The organism is Amycolatopsis tolypomycina (assembly GCF_900105945.1).
GTDB lineage: Bacteria > Actinomycetota > Actinomycetes > Mycobacteriales > Pseudonocardiaceae > Amycolatopsis > Amycolatopsis tolypomycina.
This window is the reverse complement of the sequence record NZ_FNSO01000003.1, coordinates 748,880-764,454: the sequence shown is the minus strand read 5'-3', so window position 1 is coordinate 764,454 and position 15,575 is coordinate 748,880. Positions and strand designations below refer to the sequence as shown.

19 protein-coding genes and 1 tRNA gene are annotated in these 15,575 nt (G+C 67.5%); 10 read left to right on the top strand and 10 right to left on the bottom strand.

The window, feature by feature from the left end; all coding sequences use genetic code 11:
- Positions 1-160 precede the first annotated feature (160 nt).
- Entirely contained in the window at positions 161-817 is a 657-nt protein-coding gene (locus BLW76_RS09375) for a hypothetical protein (protein ID WP_091305470.1), read from the top strand.
- Positions 818-1,059: 242 nt separating this feature from the next.
- Here the strand turns inward: BLW76_RS09375 and BLW76_RS09370 are convergent, their stop codons facing one another.
- Positions 1,060-1,554 carry a DUF2690 domain-containing protein gene (locus tag BLW76_RS09370; protein ID WP_167384526.1) on the bottom strand — a complete coding sequence of 165 codons (495 nt, stop codon included), beginning with the start codon at positions 1,552-1,554 and terminating at the stop codon, positions 1,060-1,062.
- A gap of 226 nt (positions 1,555-1,780) precedes the next feature.
- Between BLW76_RS09370 and BLW76_RS09365 the strand changes: the two genes are divergently transcribed.
- Complete coding sequence (locus BLW76_RS09365; protein WP_143060561.1) at positions 1,781-2,713, top strand: hypothetical protein; 933 nt, start codon at positions 1,781-1,783, stop codon at positions 2,711-2,713.
- Positions 2,714-2,879: 166 nt separating this feature from the next.
- Here the strand turns inward: BLW76_RS09365 and BLW76_RS09360 are convergent, their stop codons facing one another.
- From BLW76_RS09360 to BLW76_RS09345, 4 genes are all read right to left on the bottom strand, one after another.
- Positions 2,880-3,836, bottom strand: coding sequence for a hypothetical protein (locus BLW76_RS09360; protein WP_091305465.1), 957 nt, complete (start codon positions 3,834-3,836; stop codon positions 2,880-2,882).
- On the bottom strand, positions 3,833-4,135 hold the full coding sequence (locus BLW76_RS09355) for a hypothetical protein (protein WP_091305464.1): 303 nt from the start codon (positions 4,133-4,135) through the stop codon (positions 3,833-3,835). Before BLW76_RS09355 ends, BLW76_RS09360 begins: the two co-directional genes overlap by 4 nt.
- Positions 4,128-4,562, bottom strand: coding sequence for an SAV_915 family protein (locus BLW76_RS47605; RefSeq protein ID WP_143060560.1), 435 nt, complete (start codon positions 4,560-4,562; stop codon positions 4,128-4,130). The genes BLW76_RS09355 and BLW76_RS47605 overlap by 8 nt, the downstream gene beginning before the upstream one ends.
- A 527-nt stretch (positions 4,563-5,089) precedes the next feature.
- Positions 5,090-5,704: a hypothetical protein gene (locus BLW76_RS09345; protein ID WP_091305460.1), complete on the bottom strand. Its 615-nt coding sequence runs from the start codon at positions 5,702-5,704 to the stop codon at positions 5,090-5,092.
- Positions 5,705-5,934: 230 nt separating this feature from the next.
- Between BLW76_RS09345 and BLW76_RS09340 the strand changes: the two genes are divergently transcribed.
- The gene (locus BLW76_RS09340; protein WP_091305459.1) at positions 5,935-8,502 is read left to right on the top strand and encodes a tetratricopeptide repeat protein; all 2,568 of its coding nucleotides are present in this window, start codon (positions 5,935-5,937) and stop codon (positions 8,500-8,502) included.
- Between the two features lie 169 nt (positions 8,503-8,671).
- On the top strand, positions 8,672-9,064 hold the full coding sequence (locus BLW76_RS09335) for a hypothetical protein (RefSeq protein WP_143060559.1): 393 nt from the start codon (positions 8,672-8,674) through the stop codon (positions 9,062-9,064).
- Between the two features lie 171 nt (positions 9,065-9,235).
- On the opposite strand, the gene BLW76_RS50395 is transcribed toward BLW76_RS09335, so the two are convergent.
- A complete protein-coding gene (locus tag BLW76_RS50395; RefSeq protein ID WP_279627667.1) occupies positions 9,236-9,367 on the bottom strand; it encodes a hypothetical protein in 132 nt (43 codons plus the stop codon).
- Positions 9,368-9,630: 263 nt separating this feature from the next.
- Here BLW76_RS50395 and BLW76_RS09330 point away from each other — a divergent pair, with 263 nt between their 5' ends.
- Entirely contained in the window at positions 9,631-10,023 is a 393-nt protein-coding gene (locus BLW76_RS09330; protein ID WP_143060558.1) for a hypothetical protein, read from the top strand.
- A 7-nt stretch (positions 10,024-10,030) separates the two neighbouring features.
- On the opposite strand, the gene BLW76_RS09325 is transcribed toward BLW76_RS09330, so the two are convergent.
- Positions 10,031-10,267, bottom strand: a complete 237-nt coding sequence (locus BLW76_RS09325) for a hypothetical protein (RefSeq protein WP_143060557.1) — start codon at positions 10,265-10,267, stop codon at positions 10,031-10,033.
- A gap of 486 nt (positions 10,268-10,753) precedes the next feature.
- Between BLW76_RS09325 and BLW76_RS09320 the strand changes: the two genes are divergently transcribed.
- Positions 10,754-11,227, top strand: coding sequence for an RNA polymerase sigma factor (locus BLW76_RS09320; RefSeq protein WP_167384525.1), 474 nt, complete (start codon positions 10,754-10,756; stop codon positions 11,225-11,227).
- Positions 11,220-12,317, top strand: coding sequence for a hypothetical protein (locus BLW76_RS09315; protein ID WP_244170096.1), 1,098 nt, complete (start codon positions 11,220-11,222; stop codon positions 12,315-12,317). The genes BLW76_RS09320 and BLW76_RS09315 overlap by 8 nt, the downstream gene beginning before the upstream one ends.
- A 273-nt stretch (positions 12,318-12,590) precedes the next feature.
- Here the strand turns inward: BLW76_RS09315 and BLW76_RS09310 are convergent.
- Positions 12,591-12,663 (bottom strand) — tRNA-Lys (locus BLW76_RS09310).
- A 102-nt stretch (positions 12,664-12,765) separates the two neighbouring features.
- Here BLW76_RS09310 and BLW76_RS49520 point away from each other — a divergent pair.
- Both BLW76_RS49520 and BLW76_RS50390 read left to right on the top strand, forming a co-directional pair.
- Positions 12,766-13,071 (top strand): phosphotransferase-like protein, encoded by a 306-nt coding sequence (locus tag BLW76_RS49520; protein WP_244170095.1) that lies wholly within the window; start codon positions 12,766-12,768, stop codon positions 13,069-13,071.
- 38 nt (positions 13,072-13,109) lie between these two features.
- Complete coding sequence (locus BLW76_RS50390) at positions 13,110-13,244, top strand: hypothetical protein (protein WP_279627666.1); 135 nt, start codon at positions 13,110-13,112, stop codon at positions 13,242-13,244.
- Between the two features lie 61 nt (positions 13,245-13,305).
- Here BLW76_RS50390 and BLW76_RS09300 read toward each other — a convergent pair whose 3' ends face one another.
- Complete coding sequence (locus BLW76_RS09300; protein ID WP_208613244.1) at positions 13,306-14,154, bottom strand: COG1361 family protein; 849 nt, start codon at positions 14,152-14,154, stop codon at positions 13,306-13,308.
- Positions 14,155-14,365: 211 nt separating this feature from the next.
- Here BLW76_RS09300 and BLW76_RS09295 point away from each other — a divergent pair, with 211 nt between their 5' ends.
- The gene (locus BLW76_RS09295; RefSeq protein WP_091305451.1) at positions 14,366-14,908 is read left to right on the top strand and encodes a DinB family protein; all 543 of its coding nucleotides are present in this window, start codon (positions 14,366-14,368) and stop codon (positions 14,906-14,908) included.
- Between the two features lie 4 nt (positions 14,909-14,912).
- Here BLW76_RS09295 and BLW76_RS09290 read toward each other — a convergent pair whose 3' ends face one another.
- Positions 14,913-15,554, bottom strand: coding sequence for a TMEM175 family protein (locus tag BLW76_RS09290; RefSeq protein WP_091305450.1), 642 nt, complete (start codon positions 15,552-15,554; stop codon positions 14,913-14,915).
- Between the last annotated feature and the right edge of the window lie 21 nt (positions 15,555-15,575).

Genomic DNA, 15,575 nt, shown 5'->3' with positions numbered 1-15,575 from the left:
GCCGAGGTCGCCGTCAACCCCGAGATGTCGTAACGCCGAGCGCTACGGTCACGACCTTGAGCCACGAAAGCCGCCCGATCACCCCACGCCTTCATGAAGCTAGCCCGCTGCCGCGGCACATGACCGCGTCGAACTTGCACCCGCAGGAACGGACCCGCACATGATCAGCTCCGCCCCCAACCCGAATCCGACGCCGAATGCACGTGCCGGTCTCGGGTGGTGGGGCGCGATCGGTCTTGTCGCGGACGTCTCGGCAATCGTCACGCTGGCCACACAAGGTCCCACCGCACTCGCTGTCGTCACCTGCGCTGTTGCACTCGTGGCCGGGATCCGGCTCATCACGACGCGCCTGCGTGGCGCCCTGCGAGTCGGGCTCCTGGTTCTCCTCATCGGCGCCGTGGCATTGGCAGTGGTTCTGATCGGGCCTGATCGGGTGAAGTCCTGGGCGTCACCAGCCGCCAGTGACGTCACCGCAATGACTGGCGGCTGCCCTCCGTTCCAAGTGTTCGCGCAGAATCGCTGGCTGCCCTACGGCGCTCGGCAGCTTGCGGGCCCGAACCTGCAGTCCCGCGTCATCGGACCGATCGCGCCCAACAAGACGATCTACGTGGATGGCTGGGTCCACGGCCCTGTGGCGTATCCATTGAACACCCCGCCGTGGAACTCCGACGTCTACTTCCACCTGGCCGACAACACCGGCTGGGTGACGTTCGCCGGCGTCCGCGCCGTCCCGACCGACGAAGACCCCACCGGTCACTCACCTGATGGCGGTCTCCCCGCAGTCACCCTCGCTACCTGCCAGGGAGCAATCCGATAAAGATAGAGACGCGCACCCCATTGGAGCGCCTTGCTCGGCCTCAAGTCAGGCTAGCTACGGCAGCCGGGTCGGGGCTGCGCCCCTCGCTCCCGCTTGCCCCCGGGCACAGGCCGGACAGCTGCTGGACCGGATTGCACCAGCCCGTAGTCAACGACTGTCTCGCCCCAGGCCGACTGCCCGGTATGAGGTCATCGCCATCGCGGCGACCCCACACCGGGCGTGGCGCTACGGCTGCCTGGCCATCACACGGCTCGCGTCTCGATCTTGCCGTTGGTGGCGCAGTCGAACGCCGCTCCGATGAGGGTGGCGTCGCCGCACATGAGGTTGGCGGCTGCCTTCACCTTGTGTACCGGCGAGTAGATCATCGGCGTCCAGTACGTGCCCGCCCGTGTGCCGTTGACGTCGTCGATCCCGGACGCGCTCTGGCTGTAGCCGGTGTCCTGGATGGCGACGAGCGACAGCGCGAGGTCGGACTTGAAGCCGACCGGGTACTGCTGCCAGCGTGCCCAGTTCGTCTTGCACGTCGGAGACCAGCGCACTTCGATCCGCGCACCGCTCAAGTCTTCGAACGCCACCGTCTGGGCGTCCGCAGCGCAGCCGGTGGCCTGTGGGTCCTGTCCCGAGCAGTAGTCGCCGTAGCAGCCGACGGAGGCCTCGGCCGATGTGGCCGGGATCACGCCTGCCAACCCCGCCGCGGCCAGCACGGCGACCCCGACGGCCTTCATCCGTGTGAACATCAGCATCTCCTTCTCGCTGGTGGACCGGACGTGTCCGACTCCTTGCTCCGTCATACCGCCGTCGTGTCGCAGCGCTGTCGCAGGCGACCGGGCCCCGATCGCGCCTGCGCGACCACCACCGGTCGATGCCTCGTCCTCAGGGGAGCTGATATCCGCTATGTCGTCACCGGATGACTCGAGTTCGCGCCTACGGGCACAGCACGTCGCGGACGCGTCGGCCTACCTCGTGCACCTGCTGAGCAGTCAGGCTCGCTATCGTCGGCGCTGGGAACGCCACGCCGAGGTCGTTCAGCACCGCGGTTCCGCCATCAACCAGGCGGCTGTGGCACACGTGATCTACGACCACCTGCGCCAACTCGGGGAGGGCCATCCCAGCCTCGAGCGGGACATCGGCAGCTCCCCTTCGCGTGGGCTCAAAGACATCATCAGCCGCGCGCTGACCGGCAAGGTGCTGTCCAACCGGACGCTTCGGTGGTTCACCGACGCCTTCGACATGAGCGAAGCGGACATCGACGCACTGCGGGCGCTGCGTGCGGGCAATCACCCCGCCAGGGTCCAGATCGTTCGGCCGGCACAGATCACCACTGAGACGCCAGGGTCCCGCGCGCGGTATCAGACAGTCTCGCTGCATGAGTTCCACGTCGTCGGCCCCGACGGCCTTCCTGCCTGGCATCGCACCTTCCACGTCGTGCGCGCCATCGACGAACTCCGCAGCTACCGCTACCGCTTCGACACCAGCGCCGCGTCCGTGGACGTGGTGCGCGGCGGCACCGCCGGGCCACTCTCGAGGACCGGCGACGACGGGATCTACGCGGTCGACATCAACTTCCACGAACCGGTCGCACCCGGCGCGACTGAATCGTTCGAGTACCGGACCGTGCTGCACTACACCGAGGCTCCACCACCGGAGTTCCGGCGGGCAGCGGTCAATCCCATTGAGAACGTCACCATCGACGTCCAGTTCGACGCGGAGCTCCTGCCTACGCGCGTGTGGTGGGCCGAGTGGGACGACTTGCACGCATCCCGGCCAGTCCACCAAGAGCCGGTCACGCTGCGTCAGGACGGGTGCGTCCACCGTCACGTCGACGACCTGCAGGGCATCGTCGGGTTCCGCTGGGAGTTCCCCGCCGGACGGATACGCCGTCCACGTGATGCATGACCCAGGCGGGCAGTCTCACAGCCGGTTAGCGCGGGGCCGCTCGGCCGTACTGACGTCGAGCATTGTCACCCGGCTGGCGCGCGCCAGCCGTTTCGCGGATCGCGACTCGGGCGAACACGACGGAGATCATCGGGCTGGACGCCACGACGATCTCCGTCGAGCACGGTCACCAGAGCTTGCCGTGCTTCCAGTTGTCCCAGTGATGATCGACAAGGTAGCCGACGCCCATGGAGACCGCGGCTCCCACGCCGATCGCCACCCAGCCGGGCGGCCCGGACGCGACCGCGGCGGTCGCGAGCGCGCCGGCAACGAGGCTGGCGCCGCCACTGGCGATGGCCTTGTCGGCTGGCTTTCCGTCATGGATGGACGACACAACCCCGATCCCGGTCAGGGCCGCTCCGATGTAGGACACCTTCAGCGCCCCGGCGCCAAAACCTCTTCCCAGGACGTCGTTGGCCTGAGAGGCGACCTTGCTGATCTCGGAGTCCCGGGCGAAGGCTTGCGCGGCAGTCAGCGCTTCGGTTCCCTTCCCGGTCACTGCCGTACGCAGCCTGTCGTTCTTGAGTAGGTCGGCGACCTGGCGGACGTCGCCGGAGAGCTTGGCGCCGGCGGCGCGCACATACCCGGCCGTCCGCGTCCAAGGAGCCGCCGCGGCGTAGGCGATGAACGACTGGAAGTGCAGCAGCGCCTGGATGAGGTCTTGGTGAGCCGTTCGCTCGGCTGACCTGGCGGCCGCGATGCGGCTGCTGAACTGCCCGGACAGTTCGGGGCGGGTGACCTGGACGACGTCGGCGACGACGGGCAGACCTGCGGCTCGGGCGTCGCGTCTGATGTCGGCCATCCGAGCACGGACGGCATCGATGGCGTCGGCGAAGACCATCAGCGCCGTGACGAGGGTCGATGCGTCGTCGGCGACCTGGTCGGCGAGGCCGCCGTTGGCGGTCAGGGTGTTCGCCGAACGGTCGGCGGCGGCGCACACCCAGTCCGGGGCGAGGCGGTTGCGCTGGTCGAAGATGTCCGTGGCGCTGGTCGTGCTCTGCCGCTGTACTGCGCCCAAGGTGTCGGCGGCCCGCCGGCTAGCACAGGGGTCGGCGTCGACGCGGGTGGAGAAGGTGATGATCACGGTTCGTCCTTCACTAGGCCGCGGAGGCTTGCGGTGCATGCGCGCTCGTAAGTCGTGTACCGGTGGTGTGCCTGGCGGAGACTGTCGGCGTGGGTCGCCACCGCGCGCGCCGCACCGGAAGCCCGGTCACGAATGTCGCGGATGACCGCGGCAACCGCGTCGGTCGACGCACCGAGGTTGATGCGGCCGAGATCGTCGAGCTGCACTGAGGCGGCCTTCAGGTCGGCCGCCGTGTGCTGCAGACGATCAGCTGCGGCAGTCAGGGTGGCGGGCTGGACCCGGAAACCGTGCTCAGCCATCGAGGTCCTCCTTCGTCCGGCGCAGTTCGTCGGGAAGCGCGTGGTCCCAGAGGACGACGTCCGCCTCGCACTGCTGCTGGATGTCGTGCATATCTCGCCCGCGGACCTGCGCCCAGGGCTGGTGTTCTCCGCAACAGGCGATCAGCTGCTCGAGCGTGCTGTAGGCCAGCACGGCTCGCGTGCCGTCCGCCAGCGCACGGGTTTCGACGGGGGCTTGCTGGTCCGGGCGGACGACCCGTTGGGCCGGCAGATACACCGGTGCTGCCTCGAGCATGGCCGGTTCAGGCTCGGGCCGGTGGATACCGAGCACGGGTTCGGTGACGACATCAGGTCGATAATGGTCCACGACAGTACCTTTGTGTTGAATGTCGGTGGCACGGGAGTTGATCGCTACTGTGCTGAGAAACCATGGCTTGCGCAACTGCATGTGCCGGACTTAGGGAACATTTAGGCAAGCCCAACTACTCAATGCAACAATCGCGTCATCCGACCGTGCATCCCTCACCATGCGAAACGCACCTACCACGGACCTGGGGGGCCGCAGTCTCCTCAGGTCAGGCGTCTGAGGTGGCACTTTTTGCCGCGTCGAACACCCTGCCGCAGCACAAGAGGCGACGAGCGGCACGGCGTCGGCAGGTTCGCGTGAGAACCCTTCGACGTCGATCCCCAGGAAATCGTGTCGTCAATCTTTGCCATTCTTCACTGCGCTTGTCGCAGTTTTGTCGCACGGCGTCTGCAACAGAAGTTCGACTAGATGCGAACGGAACCTCGACGAAACGTCTATGCAGACTGCATCGGTTATTCGTCCGCGAAGGTCACGTCGTGGTGCGCCTGGTCGTGCGGGATGAAGCCCGCCAAGCGCTTCACGCACGAGCGGTCAACTGCAGCCTGCCGAAGGCGCCGAGGCGGCCGGGGCCTGCCGTCGCGGCAGGCCCCGGCCGCTGGTTTCGCCAGTTACCAGCGCCCGGCGTTGACGTGCGGCGGCGCCCAGTAGATCTCGGCCCACAGGCCGTGGTTGCTGGCCGTGCCCCAGCCTTGGGCCCAGCTGGCGAGGAGGTTGCCCGCGCTGGTGCACAGCCAGCCGGGCAGGCGGGTCTGGCACGCGCGCACGGCGCCCCAGATGGCGCCGTTGACCACGTCGGCGTAGGACACGATGATCCAGAAGTGGTCGCCGGTGATGCCGGTGGCCACGGCGGGCCGGATGCCGGCGGCGTAAGCGGCCGTCTGGATGTGTCCCTCGCGGGTCGTGGTTCCGGGCAGGTCCCTGGGGCCGGTGCCCACGGTGGCGACGCCCGCGAAGGCGTCCCGCATCAGCCTGACGACTTCGGCGCGGCCGGCCGGCGTAGCGGTCTGCGCCCGCCACGCGGTCAGCTCAGCGGGGGTCAGCTGCATCGGGACGGACTGGATCGCGTTCGCCACGGGGGCGGGGGCCGCCGAGCCGCGGAGCGTGGCCGGTCCCGTGGTCGCGACGGCCAGCACGGTGGCCAGCGCGGCGATCGCCGCCGTGGCGAGCAGCCGCCAGCGGCGCTTGACCTCGGCGCCGGCGTGCTCGATGGTGTGGTTGTTCATTGTCTCCCTCTCGGGCCATCCGGCACACTTTGCGGGCCGGCTGGGCAAGAGCATCCGCGCAGACATCGTGGGCAAACGGAATCCCGGACAACCCCGGACACTTCTCAGGCGTATCGAGTGCGGAAGGCCAGACGCACGCGCACAAGGAGGCCGACATTTCCCGCCACGTCAACCGTCCGGAACCACCCGATCCGCTGGATGCGGAAACTTCGGCTGACTTGATCCTACAAATGAGTAAGTTTCGCGTTCGGCTAGGAGTCAGCTTACGCGAACTGGAGGACCGCACCGGTATTGCGAAGAGCACAATCGCCGACGCACTGAATCCAGATCGGCGGTTTCCCAACGACGACGCTGTGTCGGCCATCGTCGCAGCGTTGTGCCAGGACCCCGGCTATCACGAGACCTGGATGCGGCGCTGGTGGTATCTCCGCGGTCTCCACGGGGCCGAGAACACGGTCACCGTCAAGCAGTCACTCCCGGATAAATCCGAACTATTCGTTGGCCGGGGCGCCGTAATACGCCGGATGTTGCAGTCCGTGTCACCAGACGGCCGCACGGCGGCTGCCTGTTTCGCTCTGACCGGCCTCGCCGGGATGGGGAAAACCACGCTTGCGATACATGTTGCCCACGAGATGTATCGTCGGCGGACGTTCGACAAAGTGCTATTCGTCAACCTGCGCGCCGTAGACAACGATCCATCACTGCACGCTGTCGCGCCGAACGCCGTACTCGAGCAGTTCCTACGTTCACTTGGCGTCTCGCCCAGCAAGATCCCGCACGACCTCAACTCGAAGACCGCACGCTTTCGAGGTCTGAGTCGAAGCACCCGGCTGTTGATCCTCCTCGACAACGCCAAGGACGCAGACCAGGTCAAGCCGCTGATCGCCGACGGGCCGGGATGCGTCACCCTGATCACCAGCCGCAACCGCCTCAGCAGCCTCAACGACGCCGTCCGACTGAACATCGCCGGCCTGCGACGCGACGAGGCGATCCAACTGCTGCGCTCGGTGCAACCCTTCGGGGATACTGACACCTCGACGCTGCGTCAGATCGCCGCCCTGCTGCACGATGTGCCGATGTCGTTGGCCGCGTTCCTCGTCCATGTCGAGGGACACACCGACTGGTCCGCAACCGAGCACCTGGACCGCCTGAAGACACTCCTGCCCAACGCGGCCGCGGCCAGCCGAGATCCCGGCTCAGCGGTCGGACCGGCAGAGGTCGAAGCGGCCATCCTGACCCAACTCGCGCTGTCCTACCAGACGCTCAGCTCTCCGGCGCAGACCTTGGTCTGCCTGACGGGCCTCCACCCCGGACACGACTTCGATGACGCTACCGCCGCGGCCTTGACCGGTCAGCCAGCAGAACACGCCCGCTCGGCACTCAACGAGCTCGCCGAGGCACACTTCCTGACAGCCCCAGTCCCCGGACGCCACGAGCCACACGACATCGTTCGCGGGTTCGCAGCGCGCCGTGCCATCGACGACGTGTCCCCGACGGCCCGCCGACAGGCTATGCAGCGCGTCATGACCCACTACCTGAACAGCGCGGCCACGGCGCTGAGCACCTCCGGGCAACAGCCCAGCACCGAAGGTGTACCTGACCACGACGTCGCAGCGGCGTGGGTGCAGACAGAATTGGCCAACATCGTCAGGCTCGTCCGAAGCTGCGGCGCATCCGACGATCTGCACTGCTCAGCGCACGATCTCGCCGCGATCGTCGTGCCGCATCTGCTGCAACAGGCCCGTTACCGAGACGTCGCCACCTTGCTGTCGGCATCACTGCCCGCCTACGCCGACTGCGCACACACCGATCAGCACGCGCAGTCGCTCAATCAGCTCGGCCAGGCCCAGCGCCGACTCGGCAAGACCGATCTCGCGATCTCCCTGCACATGCGAGCCCTGCGCTTCTACACCACAACCCGCAATGTCACCGGCCAGGTCGCCACGCTCAACAAGCTCGGCCTCACTTACCGAGCCCAGGGCCGCGTCGAAGACGCCCAGCAGCAACACTCCCGGGCAGCCGAACTGGCCTCCGAACTGGGAGCCGGCAGGGAAACGCTGAGCGCCTTCGGCAACCTGGGCGTCACCCATGATCTTCTCGGCGATCTTGACCAGGCGCTGGCCTGCTACCACGAGGTCCTCCGCCTGGCTGCCGAACTCGACGACCCGCGCAGCATGGCCAAAGCCCGCAGCGACATCGGCATCATCCACGTCCGCCGAGGGCACATCGCCGACGCCATCGACGAATACCGCTCCGCACTGGACATCCTCCGTCTGCACCCGGACCGCCTCGCCGAGACCGTCGTGCTCGAGAACCTCGGCATCGCCCACACCAAAGCCGGCGACCCAGCAACCGGACTCACCCTCCTGTCGCGCGCTCTCACACTGCGCGAAGAGTCGGGTTACGTCCTGGGCGAAGCGCACACTCACCACGACCTCGGGCTCACCTACCTCGCCCTGGGCGACGTCGAGCAAGCTCTGACGCACATGCGTCGAGTTCATGAATTGGCGGCAAGCGTGGGCAGCACGGTCGAGTTGGCATTCGCCGAGAACAGTCTCGGAGAGATCGCCTTCGCAACCGCGAGATTCCCAGACGCGACGACTCACTTCGCGCGCGCCCTCGACCACGCGCTCACCGCCCAATGCCTCGACGAGCAAGCACGTGCACACTTCGGGCTCGCGCGGATCCCTAGGCGCGAGCCGACTGATGTGCACGCCGATCTCGTGGCAGGGCGGAGCCTCATCGCCACCATGGGAGTCCCCGAGCCTCCGACTCCGCGCGTCGGGACTTCAACCTAGCGCCGTTCAGGGCCTTCTGCCGTCATCTGCGCACCACCCGAAGCTCCTGCACATCGAGCAGGCTCCGTGGTGACGCGTCCGCAGCACCCTCCAACCGGGAGTGCCCGTACGATGCGGTCCACTGCGCCCAAACCAACAGGCGCAACTGGAGCCCTTGTGGAGCTTTCTTATGACCCACTCCAGCCACGGTGCTGCCCCGGACTTACCTGCCCGGGACAGCCATGACCGGACGTTGGCCATCAACCGAGCGCGGGCGATCATCCGGGACTTCATCGTCGGCAACGCCGGCTTCGACGCCGGCGAATCCGTGACCGACCAGGCCGACAACCTCGCCCACCGGCTCGCCGACAGCGGCGCCCTCATCCACACCCTGCCGGCGCACGAAGTCGACAGGAACCACCTCGCTGCAGCGGTCATCCACGGGTTCATCGCCGAGTCCACAGGCTCCGATGCAGCCATCGAGGCGACTGACCAAGCCGAAGAACTCCGCCACCGCCTCGCCACCGCAGGTCTGATCACCGGCGGCGTCTACGAACCCATCACCCTGCACGACGGTCCATGAGCAACACTGCGGATGGAACACGAGTCGGCGGACGCGCGGACGGCGTGAGCCCGGACTGCTGCGCGAACCCCTTGATCGTGTGCGCGGCGTCGTGCTGCACCTGCAACGCAGGTTGCGGACCTTGCCGCCGTACAGGCCCTTGATCAGCACGGAGCTTTTCGCCAGGACGGCTCAGGCCCGGCGATGGCTGATCACGGCCTCGCAGTAGCAGCACAGGGGGTCCGGGTCGCAGGCGTACACGGTGCCCATGTGCTCCAGCTCCCGCACCGTGTACTCCCAGATCTCCCGAACCTCGGCGGACACGTCGTCGTCCGGGCACACCGGCGGGACCCCGCGCGGATCGGCTCGTCCTTCACAATCCGGCTGGCGCGGTTGCCGTCGATCAGCCGCAACGCGGCCGGCTTCGACGGCCTGCCGGAGATACCCAACGTCCCCTCATCCCCTTGCGGTTTATGTACCCAGGGCCTACCTTGTAGGTACACAACTAGATGGGGTCCATGAAGGGAGACATGATGACGAACTGGGTGACTTTCACTGCCACTGTGCCGGATTGGAGTGTTCCGGCCATGAGCAAGCACGCTGCGACCTACGCCGCGCAAGGACAGGCCAAGGAATCTCAGGAACCACTGTCACCGGAGGCTGTGGTCCGGGCGTACGAGGAGAGCACGAGCGAACACTGGCGTGCGTTCCTCAAGGTCATGGCTCACGAGTCGCTGACTGCGGCAGACGGCTGGGTGGGCTGGGAGAAGCTCTGCGACGGGGCCGGGATTACCCGCAAGGTCGGCTCCGGGGTACTCGGAGCCGCCGAGAAGCGCCTGAAGGGCGCGGTCCCCTTCGAGAAGGAGAAGTACAGCGACTCCTACCGCTTCCGCATGCCGAAGCAGGTGGCGGAGCTGATCATCAAGCTGGCGCAGGAGGGACCCGAGGAGTCCCTGGGGCAGGCCGGGAACCTGTCCTAGCTGCTGCTCAGCCAGGGTTCGGCCCGCTCTTCTCCACCGTCCGGTAGCCGCCCGACCTCCGCGGGCGGCCAGCCGCGGACGACCGACAGGCCCGGTGGTCCACGCCGACGACCTGGTGCACCCGGCCAAGCTTGCTGCTCGCGGTGAACGACCGGACCGCGCGCAGCCTGGCGGTACCGGCCGACGTCGCCAGGACCGCGTCCTGGTACAGCCGCCAGCCGAGTGCGAGTTCGGGAACCCGCACGTTTTCCACTCCAGTTGCACGCGAAACGCAGCTGCTGCCCTCAACAGGACATGGATGAGATCTCCCCTCGGGCGGAGTCCCCACCGGCTCCCTTGCCGCAGGGCGCGGCGCACGGTGATCCACCGGTCTGGCGGCTGGTGTTCCGCCTGGTTGATCTGGTGAGCAGCGAACGAGAGCAGTTCGTGCGGGTCGTCGTACTGATCGTGGTGGCCTTGAGTGCGCTAGCCGTTATGGCCTGTGCGCTGGGGCCGTGGGTCGCGGGCGGGATGGGGATCGCGACGGCGACCGTAAAGTGTGTGCGGAATCTGCACTCCGCCTCCCGTCGTCGCTAGCCACGCCGGCTGTCCCGACTCGCGCGAAATTCGGCTTGTGCTGTTGCACGTTTCGCCTCCGTCGATCCCTCATGACACTAGGCGGGTATCTGACGGGTCGAGGCGAAGGGAGTGGAACGCGGTGTTTCCACGTGAAGCTCCCGAGGACTACCGGGTGTTCTACCGCGAAGACCTGCCTCGGTTGATCTCATTCCTGCTCAAGCTTGGCCATGCCGGCGGCGTCGCCCAGGACGCCGCGCAGCAAGCGATGATCTCGGCACTCGAGCGCTGGGACGGGATTCAGTCGCCAGCCGCCTGGGTGCGTAAGGTCGCGACGCGGCTCGCGGTTGCTGCCACCGAGCGCGAGCAGGAACGCATCCGACGTCACGTCCGTGCGGGCCACGAACAGCCGCAGCAGGCCCCTGATCCGTACGCCGAACTCGAGGCACGGATGGAACTGGACTGGTTGCTGAGGCTGCTCTCGCCCCGGCAGCGGGAAGTGATGGCGTGGACATTCGATGGGTTCTCTCCGAGCGAGATTGCCGAAGAGCTGAAGATCCCGACCGACACTGTGCGCTCGAACCTGCGCCACGCCCGCACCCATCTCAAATCGATCTACGATCGCCGAAAGGGGGAGTTACGTGGTTGACGATCCTTCGAAGGCCAGCGACAGCGAGTTCGATGCCTGGCTGTCGGGGCTCAACAACGCCTACGACCGCTCGGTGTCCGACGCCTACAACCTCTCCCAGCTCAGTGACGACACAGACGACGCCGAACTCCACCTGGTGCACGATCACCACGAACCGCAGAACATTGCGGACCAGGACGTTCCTCCCCAAGCGGCCATGACCAGCACCGACCAAACGCGCAACCTGCCCCTGCCCAAGCCGCGGCCCCGCGGCGAAACCCCGGCGGGCGACCTGCTCCTGGCCCGGGTCCAGGAGCTTGACTACCGAGCCGCCCGGGCGCTGGACGGGCACGTGGTGGGCCCGCACGGCCAGAACCTGACCGTTGGCGAGGCCCAGGCCCGCGCCGAGCTGATCGACCGGCTGATCGAGCTGGAACAGCTGCGCGGGAGCCTGCGCCACCGGCGCGTCGGCCGGCTGGCCCGGGTGCTGACCCTGCTCACGGTGGTCGTCGTGGACCTGCCGATCATGCTGTGGCTGGCGAGTTCGCTGTTCAACATCGACTGGAGCAACCCCGTCGGGCTGCCACTGGCGATCAGTGTTGTCATCTCGGTGCTCGCGACCGGCGGCGCCGCGACGGCGTTGCACTACCTCGGGCACAACCTGCGCCAGAACAAGAACCACCGGCGCCAGCTGGACTGGGCGAAGGTGTCGAGCGGTTCGAAGCTGAGCCTGGCCACGATCGGGCTGCTGGCCGGATTGAGGGGTGTGGTGATGTTCGTCCGGGTCTACGCCGAGGGCGTGCTGTCCGGGATGAACGGCCTGGCCGTGTTGCTGGCGGTGCTGGTCGCGCTGGTCACGGTCGTCTCGGCGACGCTGGTGTTCTGGACGGCGTTCCGCGACGGTTCGCTAGAGCAGGACGACCTGCGCCACTACAGCGAAAGCGTCCGGCCGTTCCTTGCGGCGAAGCGTGAGTACGAGGACCAGGCTCATGAGTTGCGGTGCCAGTACGACCTGCTGCACCGGCGGGCCAAATACAAGACCAGCCGGGAGAACGAGATCTCCACAACCACCCAGCACGAGTCCGGCTGTGGGAATTCGCCACAAGGCTAAATGCCCAGGTGACGGCCTACAAGCGACCAGATCAGCCCTCGGCGCCGAGGGCAATGCACGGCAGGCTTCGTCCGTCGACGACCGCAAACCAGCCCCGGACCCGCAATGTTCGGTTGGACATGACAAGGACAACCGGGGTGGACGGCACGTCGGCTCACCGTCGTCCAGCACGCCAGTGAGAACGGAGACGCAACGGAGCCCCCAGCACCCATTTACAACAGCAAAAGTGCCCACATGCTCGGCAAACGTGCAGGTCAAACGGTCAAACGGTAGTGGGCCGCCTGGGGCTCGAACCCAGAACCTACGGATTAAAAGTCCGCAGCTCTACCAATTGAGCTAACGGCCCGCGCCCCCAGTTTAGCCAGGTGCCGGTCGGGCGCTTGCACACCGGGTCCGGCTGGCGCTCCCGAGCCTGGCTTCCCGCAGGCAGGCTGGCCATGATGCCTCCATGCCTGGTTCACTGCTGATCCTCACCGGGCCACCCGGCGCCGGGAAGTCGAGCGTTGCACGGGTGATCGCCGCAGGTGCGCCGCGGCCGACCGTGCACCTGCACACCGACAGCTTCTACGCCTGGATCCGGACAGGGCTCGTGCCGCCCTACCTGCCCGAGGCCGACCGGCAGAACAACGTCGTGCTCGACGGTGTTGTCGGTCCGTGGGCGCTTGAGCCGTTCCGAGACGCTGCGAAGCGGACGGTCTGGACCTCTACTACGTCGTGCTCCGGCCGAGCCTCGATGTCACCCTCGCGAGGGTGACCGCCCGCGGCCCGGCGGAACTCACGGAGGTGGAACCGTTGAAGAGCATTTACGCCGAGGTCGGCGCGTTCGGCGGGCTGGAACGCCACGTCATGGACACGACCGTGCAGTCCCTCGACGAGACCGCCGACGCGGTGCGGCGCCACGCGCGCTCGGCGGCGTTCGCGCTCTGATCCTCTGTGGACGAACGTGGACGGACGCGCGGAGCCCGGCCGGGCCCCGCGCGTCACGCCGTCAGCACTGCACGAACAAGCCCGTGTAAGCGGTGCACTTCTTCGACGCCTTGTCGTTGGCCGCATCGGGGTCGGCCGGTGCGCTCGCCGACCGCTGGGCCGTCGCCGTGAACGCGCCCCATGCGAAGAGGCCGCCTTCCGACGTGAACTTCGCCGTGGCCGACGCGCCCGGGGCCAGGGTGCCGATCGCGCAGTTCAGGGTCGTGCCGGAGCGGGTGCAGCCCGTTGCCGAGACGATCGTGCGGCCAGTGCCCGCGTTGGCCGTCACGCGGACGCCGGTCGCGGTGGCCGGGCCGGTGTTCGACACCTTGATCACGTAGTCGACCCGGGCGACCAGGCCGGCGCGCGGAGTGGCGGTCAGCGCGACCTTGACGTCGGCCTCGTCCGGCGGGGCGATCGTGACGGCCGGGCCGTCTTCCACGCCGAACGCGTAGTTGTCGCCGGCGAACTGGTGCTGGAGCGTGAACTGGCCGGGGGCGACGTCGTCCTTGACGCGCAGGGTGAACGTCACCTTCCGGCTTTCGCCCGCACCCACGTCGCCGACGCCGCCGCGGAAGCTGCTGAGGTACGGCGCGCACGGCGCGATCGCCCCGGTGCAGGACACCAGGTCGACCACGTCGGCGATCGGCTTCTCCTTCACGTAGAGCGCCGCCTTCGCGCCCGTGACCGTGAAGTCCGTCGGGTTGGTCAGCTGCTCGGTGACCGTGAACGTGGTGCCCGCGCGCACGGTGGTCGCGCTGACGTCGACCGTGCTCGCCGGCGGGGCCGCGGACGCAACGGCGGGGGCCGCGCACAGGGCCGCGGTCGTCAGCGCGGCCAGCAGAGCGGTTCTTCGTCCGGTTCGCTGCATATTCGTGATCTCCTGGTTCGAACCGAGGGGTGCCGCTCCGACCGGTGAAACTGGGCGCGCGCAGCAGGGTGACGAAGATCAGATCGCCGCTCCTCAAAATTCGTTACCGGGTTCGTCAAACCGTGCCTGAACTGGGCTTTCACCCAGTTGCCCGGTCACCGACCGCAGCACCGAGCCGAAAATTGTCGGACCCCTGTGGCACGCTCCGCACATGACCGAACACACCCTCCCGGCGGTGCTCACGCCCCGCCTGACCAGCGCCAGAACCGACCCGGCGCCGGTCGCCGACGAGCGCCAGGCGCTCACCGAAACCCTCGACTACTACCGGCGCACCTTCGAGCTGAAGTGCGCCGGCCTGGAGCCGGCGCAACTGTCCGAACGCTCGGTACCACCGTCCACATTGACCCTGCACGGGCTGCTGCGGCACCTCACCGGCTGCGAACGCTGGTGGTTCCGGATGCAGTTCGCGGGCGAAGACGTCCCGATCCTCTACTACTCCGACGACGACCCGGAGCAGGACTTCAACGAACTGGACGGTGACGTCGACGAGGCGTTCGCCTTGTGGCACGCGGAATGCGAGCACGCACGCGAGATCGTCGCGGCCGGCTCACTCGAGCAAACCGGGATCCGGCGCAGCACCGGCGAACCGTTCACCCTGCGCTGGGTGCTGCTGCGGATGATCGGCGAGTACGCGCGCCACGTCGGCCACGCCGACCTGATCCGCGAGCGGATCGACGGCGCGACGGGCGAATGACGGCTCAGGCGTCGGCCGTCCGGCGGCGGACGCGGGAACGGAGGTTGACCACGAACGGAACGACGAGCCAGCACGCGTAGGCCCAGTGCGTGAAGAAGGCGACCGGAATCGAGACGGCGAACGCGACGGCCATCGCGCCGATTCCGCGGTACACCGCGCCGAAGAGCTCCGGTGGGGTGTCCACGCGGTACAGGTGGTTCCGCTGGATCTGCCAGGCCATGAGGAGGAACAACGTCAGCGCGACAATCTGCACAACGGCGTAGAAGACGAAGCGGAATTCGAACGCTCCGTCTTCGGCGATCACCTTCGTGGCGAACGGCATGATCACCTGCATCAGGAGCCAGCCGAAGGTGAGCCGGGCGAGTCCGCCGCCGAGCGTGGTGACGTAGTTGAACAGGCGGTGGTGGGCGCGCCAGTGGCCGCCGATGACGATGAAGCTGATCAGGAAGGAGACGTATTCGGACTGGTGATGACCGAGTGACCGCAGCAGTTCGGCGCTGGTGGCGCCCTCCGGCAGCGGCAGCTCGAGCGCGAGCAGCGTGATCGCGATGGCGACGACGGCGTCCGAGAAGAAGGTCAGCCGCTCGGCGGCGATTCCCCGGGTTGCGGAGCCGGCTGTGTCCTCGGCGGACGGGGCGCTGGTCATGGCGCGTGAGCGTGCCAGACC